The sequence below is a fragment of the Halobacillus faecis genome (genome assembly GCF_007991335.1).
In the GTDB taxonomy this organism is placed as follows: Bacteria; Bacillota; Bacilli; order Bacillales; family Halobacillaceae; genus Halobacillus; species Halobacillus faecis.
Map to the genome: position 1 here is coordinate 19307 of NZ_BJYD01000003.1, position 24206 is coordinate 43512.

Sequence of the window (24206 nt, forward strand, 5' to 3'; positions counted from 1 at the left end):
GGTGAAAAGATGAAATCAATTTATTTGGACCATGCAGCGACTTCACCTGTCCATCCCAAAGTGATTGAAGAAATGATACCTGTTTACAAAGATGTATATGGTAATCCGTCAAGTGTTCATCAGTTTGGGAGGAAAGCCCGTCGGATCCTGGATGAAGGGCGTAGTAGAATTGCACAGGGCCTCGGTGCGAACGAAAAAGAAATTGTTTTTACAAGCGGTGGAACCGAAGCGGATAACTTAGCAATCATTGGTACGGCAAGAGCCAATCGTTCCAAGGGTAAGCATATCATTACCACTTCAATTGAACATCATGCTACATTACATGCAGTCGAATACTTGGAGTCTAATGATTTTGAAGTGACTTATTTACCTGTAAATGCTGATGGAATCGTAGAAGTGGATGATGTTAAGGCTGCCCTTCGTGAGGATACCATACTTGTGTCCATCATGATGGTGAATAATGAAACCGGAGCGATTCAGCCGATTGAAGAAATAGCTGCTTTGTTAAAGGAACACCAGGCTTATTTTCATTCTGATATCGTCCAGGCATACGGTCTGATGACTGTGGATGTTTCACAACTGGGAGTCGATTTAATGGCGGTTTCCGGTCATAAGATTAATGGCCCGAAAGGCATAGGCTTTTTGTATATCCGTGAAGGCACGGTGATCGAATCTCTCCAATATGGAGGAGAACAGGAGCGGAAAAGACGAGCAGGTACAGAAAACATTCCAGCCGTTCAAGGGCTGAAGACAGCTGTTGAGATTATGGAAGCTGAGCGTTCGACATATAAAGAAAAATACCTTCATTATAAGCAACTTTTTCTTCAAACCTTGGAGGAGGAGAACATTTCATTTGAAGTGAATGGGTCCCATGAACAAACGATAGAATCCATTGTAAACATCAGTTTCCCTGGAATGAACGTGGAAACTCTGCTTACCAATTTTGATTTATCTGGCATCGCTGCCTCCAGCGGAAGTGCCTGTACGGCAGGGTCTGTAGAGCCTTCACACGTTCTTTCAGCAATGTTTGGTTCCGACCATCCAAAAACGACAAATTCGATACGATTTAGTTTTGGACTCGCAAATAATGAAGAAGATATAACAGAAGCAGCAAGGAGAGTCAGCCAAATTATTAAACGGCTGGCTTGATAAAGGAAGGTGAAAGGAATGAAAGATCCTAAAGATACACGCGTAGTTGTTGGTATGAGTGGCGGGGTGGATTCATCCGTCGCAGCTCTTCTTTTGAAAGAACAAGGCTATGATGTCGTGGGGATATTTATGAAAAACTGGGATGATACCGATGAAAATGGTGTTTGTACAGCTACGGAAGATTATGAAGACGTCATCCGTGTCTGCAACCAGTTGGATATCCCTTATTTCGCAGTAAATTTTGAGAAACAGTATTGGGATAAAGTGTTCACGTATTTCCTTGATGAGTACAAAAAAGGCCGAACTCCAAACCCTGATGTCATGTGTAACAAAGAAATCAAGTTCAAAGCCTTCATGGACCACGCGATGTCCCTTGGCGCAGACTACTTGGCAACGGGCCACTATGCGCAGGTTCGTGAAAACGATGGCACGTATGAAATGCTTCGTGGAGTCGATCACAACAAAGATCAAACCTACTTCTTGAACCAACTATCACAGGAAGTACTTGCTAAAGTTATGTTTCCACTAGGTCATCTTGAGAAAAAAGAAGTGCGTGCCATTGCGGAAGAGCATGGTCTTGCTACAGCGAAGAAGAAAGATTCTACAGGAATCTGCTTTATTGGAGAGCGTAACTTCAAGGAATTCCTAAGTGAATATTTACCTGCACAACCGGGGAATATGGAAACACTTGATGGTGAAGTGAAAGGGAAGCATGACGGGTTGATGTACTATACCTTAGGGCAGCGTCAAGGATTAGGGATTGGAGGCGCTGGAGACCCATGGTTCGTCGTAGGTAAGAATGTGAAGGATAATATTCTCTACGTGGGACAGGGTTTCCATCATGACGCTCTGTATTCTGACGGTCTCATCGCTTCTGAAGCGAGTTGGACAAAAGGAGACGTTCCGACTGAGTCATTCAAGTGCACCGCTAAATTCCGTTATCGTCAAGAAGATAGTGGAGTGACGGTCTACCCTATGGAGGATGGAACGTGGAAAGTCATGTTTGACGAACCAGAACGTGCTATTACTCCAGGCCAGGCGGTTGTCTTTTACGATGGAGAAGTTTGCCTCGGCGGGGCGACAATCGATGTCGTGCTCAAACAGGATGAAGCGATCACTTATGTAGGATAGAATGAAAAAGTCATGTCCGTATTTTTTGGACATGACTTTTTTATGAGTAGAAGGATTCCAGTCCGGTTGTCCGTATGAGAGTGCAAGGACACGCCTGAAGAGAAATATGGTTGATGACATGAAAGTGTCGTTAGAAGAGAATCTGGGAAGGAGATTTTTAAAGAATGGATAAGTTAAAACAAGGTATTGAACAGATGCAAAACCACAATTATGAGGAAGCAGCGAAGCTATTTACAGAGGCCATTGATGAGAATCCAAAAGAGCCTGTCGGGTATATCAATTTCGGTAATTTGCTTACACATATGAATGACCATGAAAGAGCAGCACGCTTCTTTCATCGTGCCATCGAATTGGATGATACGGCCGCAACAGCCTACTATGGTTTGGGAAATGTTTATTATGAGCAGGAAAAGTACACGAAAGCGCAGGAACAGTTCATCCAGGCGATTCAACAAGGATTGGATGAAGCAGATGTTCACTTTATGTTAGGTATGACATTTATTCATCAAGAATATGTGAAGCTTGCTTTACCTTATCTTTTGAGAGCTTCAGAACTCGCCCCGGAAGATGTTGATGTCCAATTCCAATATGGCCTGTGCCTGGCTCAAAATGGACAGATTGATCAAGCTGAACATGTGATGAACCATGTGCTACAATTAGAAGAACAACATAGTGATGCGCATTACAACCTTGGTGTGGTTGCTCTCCACCAGGAGAACGCTCAAAAAGCACTGGAGCATTTTTCTAAAGCATTAGAAATCAATCCGGAGCATATGCTGGCAGCTCACGCCAAAGGGCAAGTGGAGCAAGCTTTAAACGAGTAGAGGAGTTCGATGGTCATGACTCAACAATCGCTCTTTCAAGAATCGAATGAAGAACGTCCATATGTCAAAGGGGAATTGAGTCGGATGATTTTTCACAATGAATCCGAGCATTTTTCAATTGCTTCCATTCATGTGAAGGAAACGAATGAGGCTTTCGAGGAAAAGTCCCTTGTAATTAAGGGGCATTTTTCTCCTTTGGAGGAAGGCGAAACCTATATGTTTTATGGGGAATTTCAAAACCATAAAAAATTCGGTCTGCAGTATGAAGTAGATATGTACAATCGTGTCATGCCGGAAACGAGAGATGGAATCGTCCTCTACTTGTCCAGTGACCTTTTTCACGGCATCGGAAAGAAGACGGCCGAACGAATCGTTGATGAGTTAGGAGAACAAGCGATATCACGAATATTGGAAAACCGTGATGTATTGGATGCTGTTCCAAAGCTGCCTAAAGAAAAAGCAGATCAATTACATGCGGCTTTGAAAGAGCATCAAGGGTTCGAGCACGTGATGATCCACTTATCCCAATATGGATTTGGCTTGAAGCTGGCACAAAAAATCTATGAAGCCTTTAAAGATCAAACGATGGCCATCATTGAAGAGGATCCATACCAACTGGTCTTCCATGTGGATGGTTTCGGTTTTCATCGAGCGGATGAAATGGCTAAGATGCAGAACCTATCGCATGATCATCCGACAAGGATACGAGCAGCATGCTTGTATATGATGCAAAAAAGCATGAGTGCTGGACATGTCTATCTGCCGACAGAAGAGTGTCTTGTTCAGGTTGAACAGCTGTTGAATCAGGGTTCCGAACCTGCTATTACTTTCGAACAGCTATCTGAGCAAATGATCCACCTCGGTGAAGAACGATTTGTGTATATTGAAGAGGAACGGATCTACCTACCCACTCTATATTTTGCCGAAAATGGCTTTTGCAGCCATGTAGAACGTATTCAAGAAAAAGAGGTCGATGTAACGCATACACAAGCAGACTTGATGAAAATTATCGGAGACCTGGAAGAAGAGGAAGCGATGAGTTATGGGGAAGATCAGTTCGCAGCCATTGAAAAAGCCCTTCATTCCAAATTGATGATTTTAACAGGTGGACCGGGGACGGGGAAAACAACAGTCATTAAAGGTATCATTCATACGTATGCAGAATTGAACGATTTTTCAATCCATCCGGAAGATTATGATAGTGATAAACCTTTTCCATTCGTCCTTGCCGCACCTACAGGGAGAGCGGCTAAAAGGATGACTGAATCGACAGGGCTGCCGGCAAGCACGATCCACCGTTTGCTTGGTTGGGATGGACATGATTCCTTTGAACGCAACCAGAACAATCCACTAGAAGGAAGCTTATTAATCATTGATGAATTTTCGATGGTCGATATCTGGCTTGCTAATCAGTTGTTCCGTGCCATACCTGATGATATGCAGGTTTTGCTTGTGGGAGATGAAGACCAACTGCCATCGGTAGGACCTGGACAAGTGCTTGCTGACCTCCTGGCTTCTGAAACGCTTCCCTCTGTAAAGTTGACGGAAGTCTATCGTCAAAAGGAAGGTTCGAAGATCATCCAACTTGCTCACGAAATAAAAAAGGATGCCTGTACGTCGGCCTCTCTTGAAAAGGATCATGATTTTAACTTTATCTCAGCAAGAGAACACCAGTTAAGTGATCTTGTCACCAACATTGTTCAAAAAGCTTTGGACAAGGGGAATGAATTGAAAGATATCCAAGTGCTTGCACCGATGTACCGTACAGATGTCGGGATTCATAAGTTGAATGAAAGCATCCAGCAGACGGTTAATCCGAAAAGTAAGCAAAAACGCGATTTGAGGCACTTCGATGTGACTTATCGAAAAGGGGATAAGGTCATCCAATTGGTGAATCAGCCTGAAGATGGTGTTTATAATGGAGATATCGGTGAGATCGTAGCGATTTTCCGTGCGGAAGAAAATGTCGATGGGGTTGAGCAGGTAGTCGTTGATTTTGAAGGAAAAGAAGTCGTCTATCCAAAAAAAGACTTAAACAGCATCATGCATGCCTATTGTACATCGATCCACAAATCTCAGGGCAGTGAGTTTTCCATCGTTATTCTACCAATCGTAAGAAGCTACCGTAGAATGTTGAGAAAGAATCTAATCTATACGGCTATTACAAGATCTAAACAGTCTCTCATCATTTGCGGCGACCCGGCAGCATTTCTTGACGGTGTGGGAACAACCGATACGAATACGAGATATACCAGGTTGAAAGAGAAACTGCAGGAAGAATCAGCCCCTGAAATGGACACAGAAGAAGAGGAAGAACAGTTGTCACCATATGATTTTATGTAGGAGGGAACGTTTTGGCTCATTCTATTGGGATGTCTGGAAGTACCATTTTGTCCAATCGTGACCGGCTTCCTGAGCTGTTTGATAAAGGATTGCCTCATGTTGAAATAGGAGAGTTTGGGGACAGAGATTCCTATCTCTCCTTTTTGAGTTTAGCAAGAGAGAACAAGGTAAGTTTTGGTATTCATGTTCCTCACTTCAGAGAAAACAGCAAGTATGACCTTTTAGAAGAAGTGAAAATGGAACCCACCTTTGCGAGGGAATTGTTTGTAAAGGAAGTGCAAGAAGCGGCTCGATCAGGGGCTTCCTATGTTCTTGTTCATTTTCCTTACTTTAAAGGTGAGGCGGAGTTTACGAACGAAAAGATAGAGGAAGGATTGCAGTTTTTACATCATTTACAGGAATTGTATGACATTCCGATTGTGTGTGAACCAAAACTCGGCCAAAATAAATCACCTGCAGGCATTCAGTACTTGTATGACTTCCCTATGAAACTCTGGGAAGAATACGGTCTGAGTATTTGTATCGATATCGGTGATTATAGGATTGCAGTGGAAGACAAGTGGAGAGAGTACATCGAACCGCTTCTTCCATTTACAAAAGTCGTACATATGCATAACGTCCGGTTCACTGATGAAGCTTATATTTGGACACCCATTCACCGGGATTTTGAAAAACAAGGCACGGCTTTTGATATGGCGCCTTGTATAGAGCTTCTGGCTAAGGGCAGGGACAAATATTTCATACTCGAACACACCCCGCACACAAACCCTTCTGGAAAAGATGTCGATGATGGGATCGAATGGGTTACCCAACAACTCAAGTAATGTATGAATCTCATGATCGTGGACATACTATTTGGTAAAAAAGGAGTATGTCCGATGAGATGTCCGAACTGTAATAATAAGAACCTCGGGAAGATCGGCAACGAACAATATTATTGTTGGAATTGTTGCCTTGAATTAACGATTGAAGATGGGAAAATGAATATCAACCAAATTGAGGAAGATGGCAGTTTAAGTTCTTTGAATGATATATTTTATCAACAAGGATCTTGATGATTCATGAGTGATCGCTCCTCTAAATGGTTGCGGAGATTCACCATCTTTTTTATTATCCTACTTTCTCTCTTATTGTTAGCCTGGTTGTTCCCTTATTATGACGGTGTCCTCATTGTCATAGGGAAAGTGGTCCTGCCGTTTTTACTTGCACTCGTATTATCCCTTTTGCTGCACCCTCTCGTACACGTGATCGAGGATCTCGGTCTATCTCGTACGATCAGCATCCTTGTAATTTTTGTCGTGTTCTTTTCATTGACAGCTTTTGGATTATACAAAGGGATCCCACGTTTGCTCGATCAATTGAAGCTTTTAAATGAGCATCTGCCTTATTTGGTGGAGTCATATCAGGATTGGACAAAACAGCTGTATGCTCAAACTGAGAAATTGCCGGATGGGTTGCATCATGAAGTGGATGCGCGTTTTGCAAGTTTTGAAGAGTGGGTGAGCGGAAGAGTACTCGCCGTGCTAGCTGGCCTCAGTGGTATTTTCAACATGGTTGTTCTCCTTGCCGTTGTGCCTGTTATGACGTTTTATTTTCTCAAAGACTACAAGAGCATAGGAAAGACATTCGTGTCCATCCTCCCTTCTAAATGGCATGAGGAATCCAAGAGGTTGGTTAGAGAGTTGAATCATTCCCTGGGAGGCTATATTCGAGGGCAGCTATTGATCAGTTTATTTGTCGGTGTATTAGCTACTGCAGGTTTCTGGTTGATTGACCTCCCTTACCCTTTAGTCTTAGGTTTGGTTGCTGGTCTGACGAATATTATCCCTTATTTCGGCCCTCTTCTTGGAGCAGGCCCTGCGGGCATTGTTGCTCTTACCGTCAGTGTGAATACACTGCTCTTTACATTAGCTGTTATTTTGATTATTCAACTGATTGAGGGTAATCTCCTATCCCCTTATATCATGGGGAGGAGTATCCATATCCATCCCTTGTTTATTATCTTGGCGTTGCTGGTCGGTGGAGAAGTAGCTGGCATCCCAGGACTGATTTTAGCTGTTCCTGTATTGACTTGTTTAAAAGTAGTAGCGGCGGAAATTCGTACAGGAAGGTTAAACATTGACAGATGAACGACAGTTATCTATAATTACGCTTAGCAAAGACTATAAGGACGAAAGAATACAATGAAGGAAAAAAGTAGACGACTCGTTCATGAGCAGAGAGATGCGTTCCAGGGCTGAAAAACGCATTGCATGATGGTCGTTGAAAGCTATTCCGGAGTGCGGTTAATTCCCGCCGGGGTCATGCCACGTTACAGGCATTCGAGCTGATAGACGTGGATGTCTATAACCAGGGTGGTACCGCGGAAAAAACCCCGTCCCTGCCGATCTAAAGGCAGGGACGGGGTTTTTTTGTTCCTTCTTCGTCCGGAACGGTCTCTAATACTATCGATGAAACTGAGGAGGTTATTGAATATGAAATCATTAACATCAGCGGAAGTCCGTCAAATGTTTCTTGACTTCTTTAAAGAAAAAGGACATAGCGTTGAACCCAGCGCATCACTTGTTCCTCACGAAGATCCTACACTGCTCTGGATCAACAGTGGTGTGGCAACCTTAAAGAAATATTTTGATGGTCGCGTCATTCCCGAAAACCCGCGCATTGTCAATGCGCAAAAATCCATTCGTACGAATGATATCGAAAATGTAGGATTTACGGCCAGACACCATACCTTCTTTGAGATGCTTGGTAATTTTTCTATTGGAGATTACTTCAAGCAAGAGGCCATGGAATGGGCTTGGGAGTTCCTTACAAGTGAACAATGGATTGGATTCGACCCAGAAAGGCTATCTGTAACCGTGCACCCGGAAGATGATGAAGCTTACCAAATCTGGAAAGATGAAATTGGACTGGATGAAGAGCGAATCATCCGCATCGAAGAGAATTTCTGGGATATCGGAGAGGGACCAAGCGGCCCGAATACAGAAATCTTTTATGACCGTGGAGAGAAATACGGAAATGACATGAATGACCCAGAACTATATCCAGGTGGTGAAAATGAACGCTATCTGGAAATATGGAACCTTGTTTTCTCTCAGTTCAACCACAATCCGGACGATACTTATACACCACTTCCTAAGAAAAACATTGATACAGGGATGGGGCTTGAGCGTATTGTTTGCGTCATTCAAGAAACGGAAACGAACTTTGAGACCGATCTATTCCTTCCAATCATTGAAGCGACGGAAAAAATGGCGGACAAAAACTATGGGGACAGCTTCGATACAGATGCTTCTTTCAAAGTGATTGCAGACCATATGAGAACCGTGACATTTGCTGTAAGTGATGGAGCCCTCCCTTCAAATGAAGGACGTGGTTACGTGTTGCGTCGTCTGCTGCGCAGAGCTGTACGTTTTGCTAAGCAGATTGGAATTGACAAACCGTTCATGTATAAACTAGTGCCCGAAGTTTCTAAAATCATGGTCGACTTCTATCCTGAAGTGAAGGAGAAAGAAGCCTTCATTCAAAACGTCATACAGACAGAAGAAGCACGTTTCCATGAAACATTGAATGATGGGCTACAGATTCTTTCCACCATCATCAAACAGGAAACCGAGAAAGGAAGCAATGTGTTCCCTGGTACGGAAGTCTTCCGTTTATATGATACGTATGGCTTCCCGAAAGAACTGACAGAAGAATACGTAGCAGAAGCAGGCTTCACTATTGATGAAGAAGGTTTCCAAAACGAAATGCAGAAGCAGCGGGAGCGCGCACGGAGTGCTCGTCAGAAGACCGATTCCATGCAAGTCCAGGATGGAGTACTGGGTGACGTTCACGTCGAAAGTGAATTCATTGGCTACGACACACTTCAAGTCGAAACGGAAATTGTAGAATTGATTAAAGGAAAAGAGTTCAGTGGCTATGCAGAAGAAGGCGACACGATTTACCTTTTCCTATCCCAAACACCTTTCTACGCCGAGAGTGGTGGTCAGATCGCCGATCGCGGTTTCCTGAGAACAGAGTCTGCTGTAGTCGAAGTTACTAATGTTCAAAAAGCACCAAATGGTCAGCATATGCATGAAGCGGTCGTTAAACAAGGTTCTATAGAAAAAGGAGCCACAGTCAAAGCAGAAGTGGATCAAAGTGGACGTTCCTTTATTGTTAAAAACCATACAGCGACACACCTTCTGCATCAAGCATTAAAAGATGTGCTCGGCGAGCATGTCAATCAGGCTGGTTCCCTTGTAGCTCCAGATCGCATGCGCTTTGACTTTTCACATTTCGGTTCTGTAACGAACGAAGAAATGGAGAAAATTGAGGCCATCGTCAATGAAAAAGTATGGCAGTCTATTCCGGTCTCCATTGAGCTCAATTCCATTGAAGAAGCTAAAGCTAAAGGCGCGATGGCCTTGTTCGGTGAGAAATATGGCGACACAGTCAGAGTCGTTCAGGTTGGCGATTACAGCTTGGAGCTTTGCGGTGGTTGTCATGTCATGAACACAGCTGAAATTGGCTTGTTTAAGATTATTTCAGAATCTGGAATTGGTGCAGGCACCCGAAGAATTGAAGCTGTCACAGCTAAGGATGCCTATTTGTATATGAATGGCAAAGAAGCGTTGCTGAAAAAAGCCGGACAGCAGTTGAAAACGAAGCCTGAGCAAGTGCCGGAACGAATTGAAGCCCTTCATAAAGAAATGAAAGATCTTCAAAAAGAAAATGAATCGTTAAGTGCCAAATTATCAAACATGGAAGCCTCCAATATTCTGGATGAAGTGGAGGAAGTCAACGGTGTGAAGGTTCTTGCGAAGCAAGTGGATGTGAAAGATATGAATGCTCTCAGAACCATGGTTGATGATCTGAAACAGAAACTTGACTCCGGAATGATCCTTCTAGCCGCTCCGAATGGAGATAAAGTTCAATTGATTGCAGGAGTATCGAAGGACTTAGTAGAAAAAGGATATCATGCCGGTCAATTAATCAAAGAAGCAGCGACCCGATGTGGTGGCGGCGGTGGAGGCCGTCCAGACATGGCACAAGCGGGTGGTAAAGACGCTTCTAAAATTCCAGAAGCACTACAATATGCTAAGGAATATGCAAGTCAAAACGCCTAGTTTTTCCTATAGAAGAATTAGGTATATAATAGAGTAAATACTACAAAGTGCGAGGTGACTGTAATGAGTTCAATGGATAAAACGATGAGGTTCAACTTCTCTGAAGAACCGTTTGATCAAGATGTCCAATCCGTACTTCTATCTGTTTACGGAGCATTACAAGAGAAAGGGTACAATCCGATCAACCAGATTGTCGGATATTTGCTTTCAGGCGACCCTGCATACATTCCTCGTCATCAGGATGCCAGAAACTTGATCCGCAAAATTGAGCGTGATGAGTTGATTGAAGAGCTGGTTAAATCTTACATCAAAGAGAATAAAGAGGGCATTGAATGAAAAAAATAGGATTGGATGTGGGCGAAAAAACGATTGGCATCGCCATATCGGATGCTTTGGGCTGGACGGCCCAAGGCCTCACCACACTCCGTTGGGACGAGCAGGACTACAATACGGCTAAAGAGCCGCTAAGAGAAGTCATACGTGACCATGACGTAACGGAAGCAGTCGTAGGGTTTCCGAAGAATATGAATGGTACGGTCGGTCCCCGAGGAGAAGCGAGCCAGACTTTCGCCTCATGGCTAGAAGAAGAATTTCATCTCCAAACACACCTTTGGGATGAACGTTTAACAACTATGGCAGCCGAACGCGTACTGCTGGATGCAGATGTCAGCAGGAAAAAACGGAAGAAAGTCATTGATAAAATGGCAGCTGTCATGATCTTGCAAAGTTATTTGGATTCGAAACAATAAGGAGGACGTTTTATATGGCACTAGAAAAAGAAGAGCGCATCATCATTCCGGATGAAAATGGGGAAGAGCATTTATTTGAAGTCCTGTTCACATTCGATGTTGAACAAACAGGACATTCCTACATTGCAGTGGTCCCAGCTGAACAAAAGGATGGGGAAGAAGTAGAAGTCTTCGCCTTCCGGTATGAAGAAAAAGGGAACGAAGAGGATGATCTTGCACTCTTCCAAATCGAATCCGAGGATGAATGGGAAATGGTTGAAGAAATGTTGAACACGTTGACAGATGAAGATTTAACATGACTCCCAAGCCTGCAGCAATCCGCTGCAGGCTTTTATTATTCTTTAAGAAGGAACAATACCCGTAACTACATTCGTCTTTTCATCCATATAACAAAACCCGTAGAGTCTCGCTCCTTGTAGAAAATTAAGGGAATATGTAGAAAGGTTCTTTCACTTTATAGTATAATGAACCGGTGGAAAGGGGGAAGTCTGTTGTCCAATTCTGACTTTAAAAATCAATATAAAAAAAGATTGAGAAATAGAATAGAGGAAGCGAGTACAGTGAGAAAAATAGTGTCCATCATTCTCACGGTCTTGATCGTTGCTCTTTTGATTGGCGGAGCTTCTGGCTACTTTTACGTGAAGTCTGCTCTAGATCCCGTAGAGCCAGGGAATGATAAACAGATCAATGTCGATATACCATTGGGATCTTCAACTTCTTCGATTGCAAGGATCCTTGAAGAGAATGATGTCATCAAAAACGATTTAATCTTCCGTTTTTATACAAAATTTAAGAACGAATCAGGTTTCCAAGCGGGAAATTATCAATTTACCTCTTCCATGACGTTAAATGAAATCATTGAGACGTTAAAAACGGGGAAGCTTGTGAAAGAACCGGTTTATAAAGTGACGGTTCCTGAAGGACGTAATCTTGAGCAGATTGCAGAGGTTTACGCAGAAGACTTACCATTTACAAAAGAAGAATTCATGAAAAAAGTGAATGATGAATCCTATGTAAAAGAAAAGATGTCTGAATATCCTCAGCTACTCACAGAGGATATTTTAAACGAAGAAGTCCGCCACCCATTGGAAGGATATTTGTTTGCTGCGACCTATGACGTGTATGTCGAGGATCCAACCATTGATCAGCTTGTGAAGAAGATGCTGGATAAAACTGAGGCGGTTGTCCTTCCTTATGTGAATCAAATAGGGGACCTTGAGGGGATTGAAAATGTTCATGATCTCGTCACGATGGCATCCCTTCTGGAAAACGAAGCTCGAACAGCAGAAAGCCGTAAAATGATTTCCGGCGTGTTTCAAAACCGCCTGGATAAAGATATGAAGCTTCAAACAGATCCGACCGTCCTTTATGCCCACGGTGAGCATAAAGACCGGGTCCTGTATGAAGACCTTGAAATCGAATCCCCATACAACACTTATTATATAACCGGGCTCCCGGTAGGGCCGATTTCAAACTTCAATGAGAACGCTCTCCAGGCTGCTGCTAAACCAAAAGAACACGAGTATTTCTATTTCTTAGCTGATAGTAGTGGAGAGATCCATTACGCAAGTTCACTGGAAGAACATAACAAACTGAAAAATGAGTATATCAATTAACATGTTTTTAGAAGGAATGCAAAAAGATACTCGCATTCCTTCTTTTTTTTATGTTAAAATAATGGGGTTGTAAATCGGATGTAAAAATGATGGGAAGGGTGAAACAGAATGAATCAAGAAGAATACTTACAGTCATTGCTTTCAAAGCCCTCCACAGCTGTGAAGAAAATGGAATCCCAGGCAGAAGAACATCGAGTACCCATTATGGAACCGTTGGGGATTGATTTTCTTATGCAGCTTCTCAGGATCCAACAACCCAAAAGAATCCTGGAGATTGGTACAGCCATTGGTTATTCAGCCCTACGGATGCTGGAAGCTTGTCCAGGTAGTCAAATAATAACGGTCGAACGTGATGAACAACGGTACAAGGATGCCTTGAAAAATATTAAGGATTTGAACGCCGAGGGACAGATCCATGTCATACATGGAGATGCTCTAGAGGTAGCATCTACCATTGAAAAAGAAGGCCCATTTGATTTATTATTTATCGATGCAGCTAAAGGGAAATATGAACAATTTTTCCATATGTATTCCCCGATGGTGTCCGATGCAGGCGTCATTGTTTCTGACAATGTACTATTCAAAGGTTTTGTTGCTGACGATTCAGAAGCAAATCCAAGAATGGCGAAAATCGCTAATAAAATCAGGAGCTTCAATGAATGGCTTGTTCAACATCCTGATTACTATACAACCATCGTCCCGATCGGAGATGGGGTTGCTATTACGAAAAAGAAGGAATCCTAAGAGCAATGATAGATAAGAATGGAATGGATGAAAGGAGCACCCAGGAGCATGAGTGATAAACCAGTAGTGATTGGAGTAGCGGGAGGATCAGGATCAGGGAAAACGAGTGTGACTCGTTCGATCATCCAGCGCTTTACAGATAAGACTTTACTAATGCTAGAACAAGATTATTATTATAAGGATCAAAGTGATGTGCCGTATGAGGAAAGGTTACAGACAAACTATGATCACCCTCTAGCTTTCGATAATGATCTTCTCATTGAGCATTTAGAGCAACTTCTTGATCAAAAACCTGTAGAAAAACCGGTCTATGATTACAAGATGCACACCCGCTCAAATGAAACCATTCATGTCGAACCGAAAGAAGTAATTATCGTTGAGGGTATTCTTGTTTTAGAGGACGAACGCCTCAGAGATCTCATGGATATTAAAGTTTTTGTAGATACAGATGCAGATGTGAGAATTATCCGTAGATTAATGAGAGATATTAATGAGAGAGGCCGTTCACTCGACTCTGTTATTGAGCAATATATCAATGTTGTACGTCCTATGCACTTGCAGTTCGTAGAGCCGACCAAACGATACTCGGATATTATCATCCCTGAAGGTGGACAAAACCACGTGGCCATTGATCTTATGGCAACAAAAATTCAAACGGTGCTTTACGAAAAAGGACAAACAGTGACGAAAGAAAATAGTTGAAATACTACCAAAAATCTGGCATAGTTTTCACTAGTAGTTCTAAAGCATAATGTCCTCGGGTAAAGTATAGTAAATCATCTTTAATGAGCGTACAGTCGTACTGCTCATTTCCTATATTAAGGACATCATTTTTTCTTGTATTTAAAGGAGTGTATTCGGACCATGGCAGAAGAAAAAAGTTATTATATGACGGAAGAAGGTAAACAAAAGTTAGAAGAAGAATTGCATCATTTAAAAACAGAGCGACGCAAAGAAGTAGTAGAACGGATTAAGATTGCTCGCGGTTTTGGAGATCTATCAGAGAACTCTGAGTACGATGCAGCGAAAGATGAACAAGCATTTGTAGAAGCGCGTATTACACAAGTAGAAAACATGATACGCAATGCAGTCATCATCGAAAACGATAATGAAAACCCTGATACAGTGACGATGGGTAAATCTGTAACGTTCCAAGAGCTTCCGGATGGAGATGAAGAGACGTACACGATTGTCGGAAGTGCAGAAGCCGACCCATTTGAAGGTAAAATCTCAAATGACTCCCCAATGGCTCAAAGCTTAATTGGACATGTTGTTGGTGACAAGGTTAAAGTTGCGACACCAGGCGGAGAAATCGACGTAAAAATCATCACAGTAGAATAATAAAAAAAGACAGGGGCATCCCCTGTCTTTTTTTATGCCTACATATTGATTACCTTAGAGAATATGAGAGGATTCTTGAATACTCAGTTTCGAGACTTTTTTTTATGGATGGGGGCTACGGGGAATAGCTCGCTTACCGCGGGGCCGCACACGAAGTGGGGTCGTTCGATGTTGGCACAGGACATGCCGAACTTAATCGAACTTCCTCTAATCTCTTGAGCCTCCTCAGGCTGCCGCCTTGCGGGGTTTCACCTAGCACTCTTTTCCCGCAGGAGTCTCGCCATTCCACTCCGTCCCTTTGTTATATAAGAGTCTCGAAACCACCTCCAGAATAAACAGTTATTCGGTTTGATTGGAGAATAAGATTAAGATTTCCACAAATTCTGAGAGCTTAATACAGAGCGCTTTATGCTTTTAACAATCGGGATAGCGGAAGACAATCCAACTTGGAAAGGAGTTCGTCTCTCACATACATTGAAAGGGGTGGTTGGGAAGCTGCGAGACTCCCAGGGGCGATGGAGCTGGACGAGTAGCTTCCCAGCCATCCCTAACGCTCAACCCGGGTAACGAACCCCGAAAACGCCTCGAAACTGAGTCTTCAACAATCGGGAGCTATAGTGAGGTTTGGAATATAGCCCGGGAAATGAGATAGGAAAAAGAAAGCATTGGTAACAGTCAAAACTTCATGTATAATAAACGGCGAGTAAAAAGGAGGCAGAAAAATCATGTCTAACAAACAATCCCCTTATTCCCGCTCAGGTCGTTATGAGAAAAAGCGTCGTAGTACGAAGGTGTTGACTTGGCTTGTAGGGGCAGGCAGTGTTTTCATGGTGTTACTCGTTGGATTGATGATCTTCGGTGGAGAGGATCAAAAAGGACAAGCAAAGGATACAAAAAGTCAAGAAGTTTCAATGGAAGATCAAGGTCAGAATGATGATTCTCAGGCGGAAGCCGACGAGAACAGTGAAGAAAAAGATAAAGAAGCAACGGATAAACAAGCTGAAGATACGGAGGAACAACCAGAAAAGCAACAGGTCTCTATTGGAGAATTTGAAGAGCTGAAGCCAATTGAAGACGAAAAAGGATTGAAAATTGAAAAAAGTGATGACCCTAATGTAGAACGTGTCATCACAAAGGATTGGCCGGTTATTCCTACAGAGATGGATACGAACGGTGAACATGGAATCACATACCAATCAGGTACTCAGGACTATGAAGAGTTAAAACAGGCGATCAGAAGCGCTGTCGGCCTTTCTGAGGACAATATTATCTATTGGGATGTAAGTAATAGAGGTCACCATCAAAAAGCTAAGGCAACGGTCTCTGACAAAAATAAGACAGGATACCTCAGGGTACAGATTGACTGGATTGAAGGACAAGGGTATAAACCAGTCAAACTTGAGATTCTAAAAAATAAAAACGGTTGAGAGAGGAAGTTCGGTTATGGCAATTGGAATTATTGGAGCTATGGATGAAGAAGTAGAATTATTAAAAGCGAATATGGATGTAGCGTCAGTGAGAGAGGTTGCGGGCAGTCTTTTTGTTGATGGCGTTTTGCATGGAAAGAAAGTCGTTCTATTAAAGTCGGGCATTGGTAAAGTCAATGCAGCCATGGCTACGACGATTCTTCATGAGCAATATGAAATTGATGCCGTCATCAATACAGGGTCAGCTGGTGGATTTGCCAAGGATCTTGAGGTAGGAGATGTAGTCATTTCTTCCTTAGTGACACACCACGATGTGGATGTGACCGCTTTTGAGTATGAATATGGTCAAGTTCCGGGAATGCCTGCCATGTACGCAGCGGATGAAAGTCTTGTGCAACAAGCGATGGATGCTATTGAGAAGACAGATGCAAAAGCAGCGAGAGGGATCATCGCTACAGGTGATTCCTTTATGCAAGAGGAATCGAGAGTGGATTTTGTTCGAGGTAAGTTTCCTGAGATGATTGCAGCAGAGATGGAAGCCGCTGCGATCGCCCAGGTTTGTTATAAGTACGGAACACCTTTTGTTGTCATTCGGGCGTTGTCCGATATCGCTGGTAAGGAATCCTCTATTTCATTTGATCAATTTTTACCGAAAGCTGCCGAAAATGCAGCCGTCATGATCATGGAAATGGTTAAGAATTACGAATGACAATCATTTCCACCGACACTATGATTCTCATATGTTAAGATTTTCATAGTAGGAGGTGGACCTTGTTGGATACTTCCAAATGGTTAAAGGAAAAAATATCGGATTATAAACGGTTCGTGATTACGCTATTAATCATGAGCACTTATCTCTATATAGGCACACTGATCAGTCTCTATGAATACGGGACAAAAGCTTACTTGTTTTTGTACCCTGTCATGGGTATAGCCCTTGTAACAGCATGCGTCATGACTTGGAAGATTAGAAAATGGAAAAAGAAACTCGTAGAGGACTGAATGAAACAGCCACTCCATTCTAATAAGATGGTAGTGGCTGTTTTTTATCCATTCTTCCCTTGTTTACTCTGCTTGTAGAATTCATGGAATATCTTCATTAATGCACGCTTTTCAATTCTTGATACATAACTCCTCGATATACCAAGTTCTTTTGCAATCTCACGTTGAGTCTTTTCTTCTGTCTGATTCAGTCCATATCTGAAGATAATCACTTCTTTTTCCCGCTCATCTAATACAGTAATGAAATCCTTGATTTTTTCCAATTCCATATGAAGTTGGATTTCCTCCACTATATCCGTGACATCCGCCTGTAGAATATCAAGAAGGTTCAATTCGTTTCCTTCTTTATCATGACCGATCGGATCTTGGAGTGATATATCCTTACTCATTTTTTTCGTCGACCTGAGGTGCATGAGAATTTCGTTCTCAATACAGCGTGCGGCATAGGTGGCAAGTTTCGTTCCTTTTCCTGTCGAATAACTTTCAATTCCTTTGATCAAACCGATCGTACCAATAGAAATAAGGTCTTCAAAGTCTTCTTTCGTGTTTTCAAACTTCTTCACAATGTGTGCGACAAGTCGCAAGTTATGTTCAATCAGTTTGTTCCGGGCGTCATGACTACCTTCTGCCATTAATTGGAGCTGTTTGGCTTCTTCTTCTGGAGGCAGGGGGTTCGGAAAAGCCTGGTTCTTAACATAAGACATGAAGAAGAGAGACTCTTTGAAAAAATAAAGGATGGAAGCGATGAGACTGCTCATAGGACGCACCTCCTCAAGGATTAGGCAAATGCCTACAACATACTTATGTCCTTAAGAAGTCGTCTGTGCTTGTCTGTCGTTAAAAATAATGTTCATAAAGGTAAAAAAATGCCCCCATTAGAATGGAGGCATGTCGATTTATGAATCGGGTGCTTGTCGCTTCTGTTCTTCTTTTAAGACTTCTGCGTATTCGTCTTTTACACTCTTTTCCCAAAGAGGTACTCCGGCACGGTAGGCAGCTCTTGAAATCATATGTCCAGAAACAGGGGCTGTCAACAGGACAAAGAATATGCCAAGAAGCAGTTTACCACTCACGATGTCATGTTCAACATAGTGAAATAGAAAGGCACCAATCATGATTCCAGCGACACCGAGGGTCGAGCTTTTTGTGGCTGCATGAAGACGTGTGTAAACATCAGGGAAACGCAAAATACCGATAGAACCAGAGATAAGGAAAAAGGCACCGATCAATAGAGACAGACATATGGTGATGTCGAAAATTAAATTAATCCACGTCCCGCTCAATGATAACACCCTTTTCTAAGAATTTCGCCAGTGCGACCGTACCGATGAAGAGAAGAATACCAATCAGCAGGACGACATCATTAAACCTTGTTGTTACGAGCAGGACGGCGATTAGTCCTGCTAAGGCCATAAGATTGATTCCAATGATATCAAGGGCAACCGCACGGTCCGGATTCGTCGGGCCGAGAATTGCGCGATATAAAAGGAGGATCACGGAGATTGCTACAGCTACAACAGCGATGGTAGCTGATATTTGGATCCATGTTTGTGTCATATCAAGGATATCTTCCATTTAACGGGTCACCTCCAAGATACGCTTTTCAAATGAATTCTTAATTTCACTGACAGATTCTTGAACATCCGGCATATCCATCGCATGAATAAAGATTTTCGTATGATCTTCACTCACGACCACCGACAATGTCCCGGGAGTCAAAGAAATCAAGTTGGCAAGAAGTGTAATTTCAAAGTTTGTTTTCACGTCAATTGGTAATGCGAATATCCCTGGCTGCATATCCATTTTTGGCTTATACACATGCTTGACAATGTCGATGTTGGAAAGGACAAGCTCTCGTATAAACAAAAGAATGAGAAGGAAAAACTTCCACGCCCGTTTCATATAAAATGAATCTGGTATAAAACGCTGAAGGACGAAGAGAAGTATGATTCCTAAAATATATCCGACAAAGAAAGTTGTGAAATTGTATGTTTCACTCAGGAACATCCACATCATAGCGATGATGATGTTCAGTACGATTTGTAAAGGCATCAGCTTCTACTCCTTTAACACAGAATCAATATAGAGTTCTGGATCCATTATATATTGAGCGATGGTTTCTATTGTCGGGAAGAACCATTCAGCACCTACGCCGAGGAGGATGGAAACGGTAAGTAGCCCAGCAGCAGGAATAGCCATTCGTTTTCCTTTCTTTTCCCGATCAGGAACAGGAATGTCCATTTTTTCTCCCCAATACCCTCGAATGAAAATTCTGATCATCGAGAACAGAATCAATAGACTTGAAATAAGAGCGATAATGACGATGAAAATTTCTTCTTCGCCCAGGCCGCCGCGCAACAATAATAGTTTACCGATGAAACCACTAAATGGTGGTATTCCGGCCAACACTAAAGAGGCTAGAAACATAAGCCATCCGAGGACGGGATAATGATGGATCAAGCCACCCATTTTACGAAGGTCAGATGTGCCCGCTACATAAGCAGTGGCTCCCACAAGGATGAAGAGAGCTCCTTTGATCACCATATCATGAACAAGATAATAGATCGTACCGGTTATGGAAACCTCAGTAAAGATTCCAATCCCCATAAGCATAAAGCCTACGGCTGGTATGATATTATACGCAACGATCAGCTTGATATTGTTCGTGGACAAAGCACCAACAACTCCAAAAATCATAGTCAAAGCTGCTAGGTAAATGAACAAGGTATGGGTCAATTCCACCTCGTGATTGAAGATCAAGGTGAACGTCCGCAAGATGGAATAAACCCCTACTTTTGTTAACAGCGCTCCGAACAAAGCGGATACGACCGGATTTGGAGATATATAAGGCCGTGGCAGCCAATAGTAGAGAGGGAAGACGGCCGCTTTTGTTGCAAATACAAAAAAGAACAAAATGGCAATGGTCGTCAAAATCCCTTGCTGGTCCACTTCCTGGACACGCTGAGCGGCTTGAGCCATGTTGACTGTTCCTACAACCGAATAGAGAAAGGCAATGGTCGTTACGAACAACATGGAAGAAAATAAGTTGATCAATACATACTTAATCGATTCCCTAAGTTGTGCCTTCCCATTCCCAAGTACGATCAATCCATAGGAAGCCATCAAAAGGACTTCAAAAAATACGAAAAGGTTGAATAAATCCCCAGTTAAAAATGCACCACTGACTCCGGAAATCAGCATAAAGAAGAAAGTATAGAAGTAAAAAGACTCTTCTTTTCTTGATAAGGATTGAGGTGCAAAGAAAACACTGGCCACCGCAATGATGTTTGTCGTAAGAACAAGCGTCATGGCTAGTAGATCAGCGACAAGGACGATCCCAAAGGGTGCCTGCCAGCTACCCATTTCAAGAACGATGTTCCCGTTCTCTCTCACTTGCATGAAAATCAACCCGACAACGAGAAGATTAATCATCGCGAAAGCTTTGGAAAGAATGCGGACTAATTTTGTTTTTTTGTGTATGAAAGCTAAGAAGATGCCTGCTATTAAAGGCAGCAGGATAGGCAATACAGCTAAATTACTCATAATCGTTACCCCTTAATTGCTCCATATTATCAGTGCCGTTAATTTTTGCAGCACGATAAGCTAATACAAGTAGTAGGCTTGTTACACCGAAACTGATGACGATTGAAGTCAAGATCAATGCCTGCGGGAGTGGATCCGTGTAGTTTTCTACTCCTTCAGTCAGTACTGGTGGTGCTCCTGTTTTCAACTCTCCCATTGTCAGGATGAACAGGTGGGCCCCATGGGAAATGAGGCCTGTCCCTATGATAATACGTAACAATTGTTTCTGAAGGAGGTTGTAGACACCCATAGTGAAGAGAATGCCGGCTAGAACGGCCATAATAATTTCCATGTATTATTCCTCCTCCTTGTTCTTTCTAAAACGGATCAATCCGTAAATTGCCATAGCGGCAATCCCTAGTACAACAATTTCAAACAATGTATCCAATCCACGGAAGTCTACAAGGATGACGTTTACGATATTGTCCCCTCCGCCAAGCTTGTAAGAATTTTTTGTGAAATAATCAGATATAGACTCAAAGAACTTACTGCTGTGAGAAGAAATAGCTACCATCGTCATCAACGCACCAAAACCGATCGATATAACGAGGTTAAGTGCCTTGGTACTTACGGGTTCTTCTTTTTTACGTAGCTTCGGTAAATGATAAAAAACAAGCAAGAACAAAGCGACAGTTACTGTTTCTACAATCAACTGAGTAAGAGCGAGATCAGGTGCTCGGTAAAGGACGAATAGCATCGATAATCCATAACCTACGACACCTAATATAAGAATTGCGGCAATTCGGTTATTGGTAAGAGCGGTACCTATGGCTGCGATAACCATTGTAACAGCGACAAGTATTTCAGCAGCCGTAATTTCAGCTACATTCGATGTATCCAATGTAAATCCGCCCGTTATGGCCATAAAGGCAAATGAAATGACGATGATCGCCGCTAGAATCAGTCTGACATATCTTCCAAGAGAACCATTCATATATCCTTTTGTGATTGTCGTAGAATATCGTTCAACTCGATCAACGGTACCGTCATAAACTTTATTCATACTTAGCACCCCGGGCACAACATTGTACACCGGCGCCCATACCTTTCTGGAAAGGGCTAAGATACTTCCAAAGACGAGAACAGTAAGGGACATAATGAATGGTGGAATAAATCCATGCCAGAAATAAATGTGTTTCTCTTCTAACGCGGCACCTTTGACAGCTTCAGCAGCATGGGCAATAAATGGCTCATTGATCACACTTGGGAACAAGCCAATGACCACTACACCTGCTACAAGAACAATCGGTGATATGAGCATACCGATGGGAGCTTCATGCGGCTTTTTAGGCAGTTCATTCAGGTGTGATTGACCACGGAAAGTGCCGAAGAAGAAGTACATGGAATATACAAAGGTGAATATACTGCCGAATACAGCTAAGTAAGGCACACTCGTTTGCAATATTCCAGCAATGCCGGTACTAGCTGCCTCCAAATGTAACGAAGACTCAAAGAACATCTCTTTACTATAGAACCCGTTTAAGAATGGCAGGGGTACGCCAGCCATAGAGAACGAGCCAAACAGTGCAAGAGTAGCTGTCATCGGCATGAACGTCATCAATCCGCCAAGTTTACGGATGTCCCTCGTTCCTGCTTCGTGGTCCACAATACCGGCAACCATAAATAGACTACCTTTGAACGTGGCATGGTTAAGAATATGGAAAACAGCCCCAAAGATTGCTGCTTTTGTGCCGAATCCGAGCATAGCCATAATCATTCCAAGCTGACTGATTGTTGAGAATGCTAGAATTCCTTTCAAGTCTGTTTGTCTTACAGCCATATAAGAACCCCAGCATAATGTGATAATTCCTGCCATCGATACAATGATGAAGAACCATTCATTTGCGGAAAGCATCGGGGAATAGCGGGCCACAAGATAGATACCTGCTTTCACCATTGTTGCTGAGTGTAAGTAAGCACTCACCGGAGTTGGAGCTTCCATAGCATCCGGCAGCCAGATATGGAATGGGAACTGAGCAGACTTTGTAAAAGCACCAAGCAATAAAAGAACGAGGATCAGTGGGAAGAATTCACTGTTAAGAATTAATTGTTGCTGATCAATCATTCCTCGGATGCTTGACGTGTTCGTCAAGACACTCATAAAGATAAGAGCGCCCAATAGACTTAACCCACCAAAGACGGTAATAAGCATTGATTTTAATGCACCGTATCTGGATTCTTTCTTATAGTTCCAAAATCCGATCAATAAGAAAGATGATAGAGAAGTGAATTCCCAAAAACTGTACAAGGCAAATACGTTATCAGACAATACAACTCCTAACATAGAGCCCATAAATATGAGAAAGTACACATAAAAATGTCCCAGTTGCTCCGATTTATGTAGGTAAAAAACCGAATAGAAGGCAACTAGGGCGCCAATTCCGCTGATTAATAGAACAAATAGTAAACTTAGTCCATCCAGGTGAAAGACCATATTCATATCCAGAGACGGGATCCAGGAATATTCATGGACGACCGGTTCGAAACCAGTACCTAAAAAGCGGGCAAAATAAATAAAAATCAACACAGGTACAATCGTAACGAAGAATCCTGTGTGAATCTTTTCTTTCCATTTACTTAACAATGGGATAAAAATTGCAATGATAAAGGGCAATAATACAGCCACCAACATGTGGTATGTTCCTCCTTTGACGTAACTTTCCTCTATATTTTAATTGGATTTTGGATGTTCGTAACAATGTGTTCACTCAATTGTAATCAAAAAAAGGTTCATTATTCAACTGTAGCATACCGGGGATATGTGGCGGTAGGCATTATTTAGTCTGTCCTTATAAATAAGAAGGAAGACATCATTTAGTTAAATAAAAAAAGTCATAAAAAAACTCGTCCTCTGCTGGATGGACGAGTGTTCATGGGAAGAAATGTCATTATTTGTCGTGAAATGTAAAGGTCAGCCTACATGTGAGATATGCTTATCTAAAAGGTGCTGGATGGACCGCGAGTTTATTTCACGTTTAATTTGTTCTATAAACTCATCTGAAAGATTGAGTTCAATGGCTTTGTGGTAAGATTGTATTAGTAGGGAATCCGATAATTGCTTCATGCCGCTGTCACACATGTGACAGTCACCTCCCGCTTGAATTGAATCATTGAACGTTCGAATTTTTAATGTATTCTTACCTTATCACGACCCTTATTTCGCCACAATATGGAAGTTATCTACATA

Annotated in this window: 26 protein-coding genes; 18 read left to right on the top strand and 8 right to left on the bottom strand. The window is 42.4% G+C overall.

Annotation, left to right across the window (positions count from 1 at the left end):
* The first annotated feature begins 9 nt into the window (after positions 1-9).
* From HFA01_RS01135 to HFA01_RS01215, 18 genes are all read left to right on the top strand, one after another.
* A complete protein-coding gene (locus tag HFA01_RS01135) occupies positions 10-1149 on the top strand; it encodes a cysteine desulfurase family protein (protein WP_146812760.1) in 1140 nt (379 codons plus the stop codon).
* 18 nt (positions 1150-1167) lie between these two features.
* Complete coding sequence (gene mnmA / locus HFA01_RS01140; RefSeq protein ID WP_146812761.1) at positions 1168-2280, top strand: tRNA 2-thiouridine(34) synthase MnmA; 1113 nt, start codon at positions 1168-1170, stop codon at positions 2278-2280.
* A gap of 164 nt (positions 2281-2444) precedes the next feature.
* Positions 2445-3104: a tetratricopeptide repeat protein gene (locus HFA01_RS01145; RefSeq protein WP_146812762.1), complete on the top strand. Its 660-nt coding sequence runs from the start codon at positions 2445-2447 to the stop codon at positions 3102-3104.
* A gap of 15 nt (positions 3105-3119) precedes the next feature.
* On the top strand, positions 3120-5447 hold the full coding sequence (gene recD2, locus HFA01_RS01150; protein WP_146812763.1) for an SF1B family DNA helicase RecD2: 2328 nt from the start codon (positions 3120-3122) through the stop codon (positions 5445-5447).
* An 11-nt stretch (positions 5448-5458) separates the two neighbouring features.
* Positions 5459-6271 carry a TIM barrel protein gene (locus HFA01_RS01155; RefSeq protein WP_146812764.1) on the top strand — a complete coding sequence of 271 codons (813 nt, stop codon included), beginning with the start codon at positions 5459-5461 and terminating at the stop codon, positions 6269-6271.
* A 54-nt stretch (positions 6272-6325) separates the two neighbouring features.
* The gene (locus HFA01_RS18755) at positions 6326-6502 is read left to right on the top strand and encodes a YrzR-like zinc ribbon domain (protein ID WP_089652618.1); all 177 of its coding nucleotides are present in this window, start codon (positions 6326-6328) and stop codon (positions 6500-6502) included.
* Positions 6503-6508: 6 nt separating this feature from the next.
* Positions 6509-7576, top strand: coding sequence for an AI-2E family transporter (locus HFA01_RS01160; protein WP_146812765.1), 1068 nt, complete (start codon positions 6509-6511; stop codon positions 7574-7576).
* A 345-nt stretch (positions 7577-7921) separates the two neighbouring features.
* Positions 7922-10558, top strand: coding sequence for an alanine--tRNA ligase (alaS, locus tag HFA01_RS01165; RefSeq protein WP_146812766.1), 2637 nt, complete (start codon positions 7922-7924; stop codon positions 10556-10558).
* Between the two features lie 63 nt (positions 10559-10621).
* Complete coding sequence (locus tag HFA01_RS01170) at positions 10622-10894, top strand: IreB family regulatory phosphoprotein (RefSeq protein ID WP_115822523.1); 273 nt, start codon at positions 10622-10624, stop codon at positions 10892-10894.
* Entirely contained in the window at positions 10891-11307 is a 417-nt protein-coding gene (gene ruvX, locus HFA01_RS01175) for a Holliday junction resolvase RuvX (RefSeq protein WP_146812767.1), read from the top strand. The genes HFA01_RS01170 and ruvX overlap by 4 nt, the downstream gene beginning before the upstream one ends.
* Before the next feature lie 14 nt (positions 11308-11321).
* Complete coding sequence (locus HFA01_RS01180) at positions 11322-11606, top strand: DUF1292 domain-containing protein (RefSeq protein WP_146812768.1); 285 nt, start codon at positions 11322-11324, stop codon at positions 11604-11606.
* Between the two features lie 261 nt (positions 11607-11867).
* Positions 11868-12923 carry an endolytic transglycosylase MltG gene (gene mltG, locus HFA01_RS01185; protein ID WP_307725366.1) on the top strand — a complete coding sequence of 352 codons (1056 nt, stop codon included), beginning with the start codon at positions 11868-11870 and terminating at the stop codon, positions 12921-12923.
* A 108-nt stretch (positions 12924-13031) separates the two neighbouring features.
* Positions 13032-13667: an O-methyltransferase gene (locus HFA01_RS01190; RefSeq protein WP_146812770.1), complete on the top strand. Its 636-nt coding sequence runs from the start codon at positions 13032-13034 to the stop codon at positions 13665-13667.
* A gap of 48 nt (positions 13668-13715) precedes the next feature.
* On the top strand, positions 13716-14369 hold the full coding sequence (udk, locus tag HFA01_RS01195; RefSeq protein ID WP_146812771.1) for a uridine kinase: 654 nt from the start codon (positions 13716-13718) through the stop codon (positions 14367-14369).
* Positions 14370-14531: 162 nt separating this feature from the next.
* Entirely contained in the window at positions 14532-15008 is a 477-nt protein-coding gene (greA, locus tag HFA01_RS01200; protein ID WP_146812772.1) for a transcription elongation factor GreA, read from the top strand.
* Positions 15009-15733: 725 nt separating this feature from the next.
* On the top strand, positions 15734-16435 hold the full coding sequence (locus tag HFA01_RS01205; protein ID WP_146812773.1) for a YrrS family protein: 702 nt from the start codon (positions 15734-15736) through the stop codon (positions 16433-16435).
* Positions 16436-16451: 16 nt separating this feature from the next.
* A complete protein-coding gene (gene mtnN, locus HFA01_RS01210; RefSeq protein ID WP_146812774.1) occupies positions 16452-17144 on the top strand; it encodes a 5'-methylthioadenosine/S-adenosylhomocysteine nucleosidase in 693 nt (230 codons plus the stop codon).
* A gap of 65 nt (positions 17145-17209) precedes the next feature.
* Positions 17210-17437, top strand: a complete 228-nt coding sequence (locus tag HFA01_RS01215) for a YrhC family protein (RefSeq protein WP_146812775.1) — start codon at positions 17210-17212, stop codon at positions 17435-17437.
* Between the two features lie 44 nt (positions 17438-17481).
* On the opposite strand, the gene sigK is transcribed toward HFA01_RS01215, so the two are convergent.
* From sigK to HFA01_RS01255, 8 genes are all read right to left on the bottom strand, one after another.
* Complete coding sequence (gene sigK / locus HFA01_RS01220) at positions 17482-18195, bottom strand: RNA polymerase sporulation sigma factor SigK (protein ID WP_146812776.1); 714 nt, start codon at positions 18193-18195, stop codon at positions 17482-17484.
* Between the two features lie 138 nt (positions 18196-18333).
* On the bottom strand, positions 18334-18720 hold the full coding sequence (mnhG, locus tag HFA01_RS01225) for a monovalent cation/H(+) antiporter subunit G (RefSeq protein ID WP_089654341.1): 387 nt from the start codon (positions 18718-18720) through the stop codon (positions 18334-18336).
* Positions 18701-19012 (bottom strand): Na(+)/H(+) antiporter subunit F1, encoded by a 312-nt coding sequence (locus HFA01_RS01230; RefSeq protein ID WP_146812777.1) that lies wholly within the window; start codon positions 19010-19012, stop codon positions 18701-18703. The genes mnhG and HFA01_RS01230 overlap by 20 nt, the downstream gene beginning before the upstream one ends.
* Positions 19013-19489: a Na+/H+ antiporter subunit E gene (locus HFA01_RS01235; RefSeq protein ID WP_146812778.1), complete on the bottom strand. Its 477-nt coding sequence runs from the start codon at positions 19487-19489 to the stop codon at positions 19013-19015.
* A gap of 6 nt (positions 19490-19495) precedes the next feature.
* Complete coding sequence (locus HFA01_RS01240; RefSeq protein ID WP_146812779.1) at positions 19496-20980, bottom strand: Na+/H+ antiporter subunit D; 1485 nt, start codon at positions 20978-20980, stop codon at positions 19496-19498.
* Positions 20973-21311: a Na(+)/H(+) antiporter subunit C gene (locus tag HFA01_RS01245; RefSeq protein ID WP_089654337.1), complete on the bottom strand. Its 339-nt coding sequence runs from the start codon at positions 21309-21311 to the stop codon at positions 20973-20975. Before HFA01_RS01245 ends, HFA01_RS01240 begins: the two co-directional genes overlap by 8 nt.
* A 3-nt stretch (positions 21312-21314) precedes the next feature.
* The gene (locus HFA01_RS01250) at positions 21315-23651 is read right to left on the bottom strand and encodes a Na+/H+ antiporter subunit A (protein ID WP_146812780.1); all 2337 of its coding nucleotides are present in this window, start codon (positions 23649-23651) and stop codon (positions 21315-21317) included.
* 279 nt (positions 23652-23930) lie between these two features.
* Complete coding sequence (locus HFA01_RS01255) at positions 23931-24098, bottom strand: sporulation histidine kinase inhibitor Sda (RefSeq protein WP_371860299.1); 168 nt, start codon at positions 24096-24098, stop codon at positions 23931-23933.
* Positions 24099-24206 lie beyond the last annotated feature (108 nt).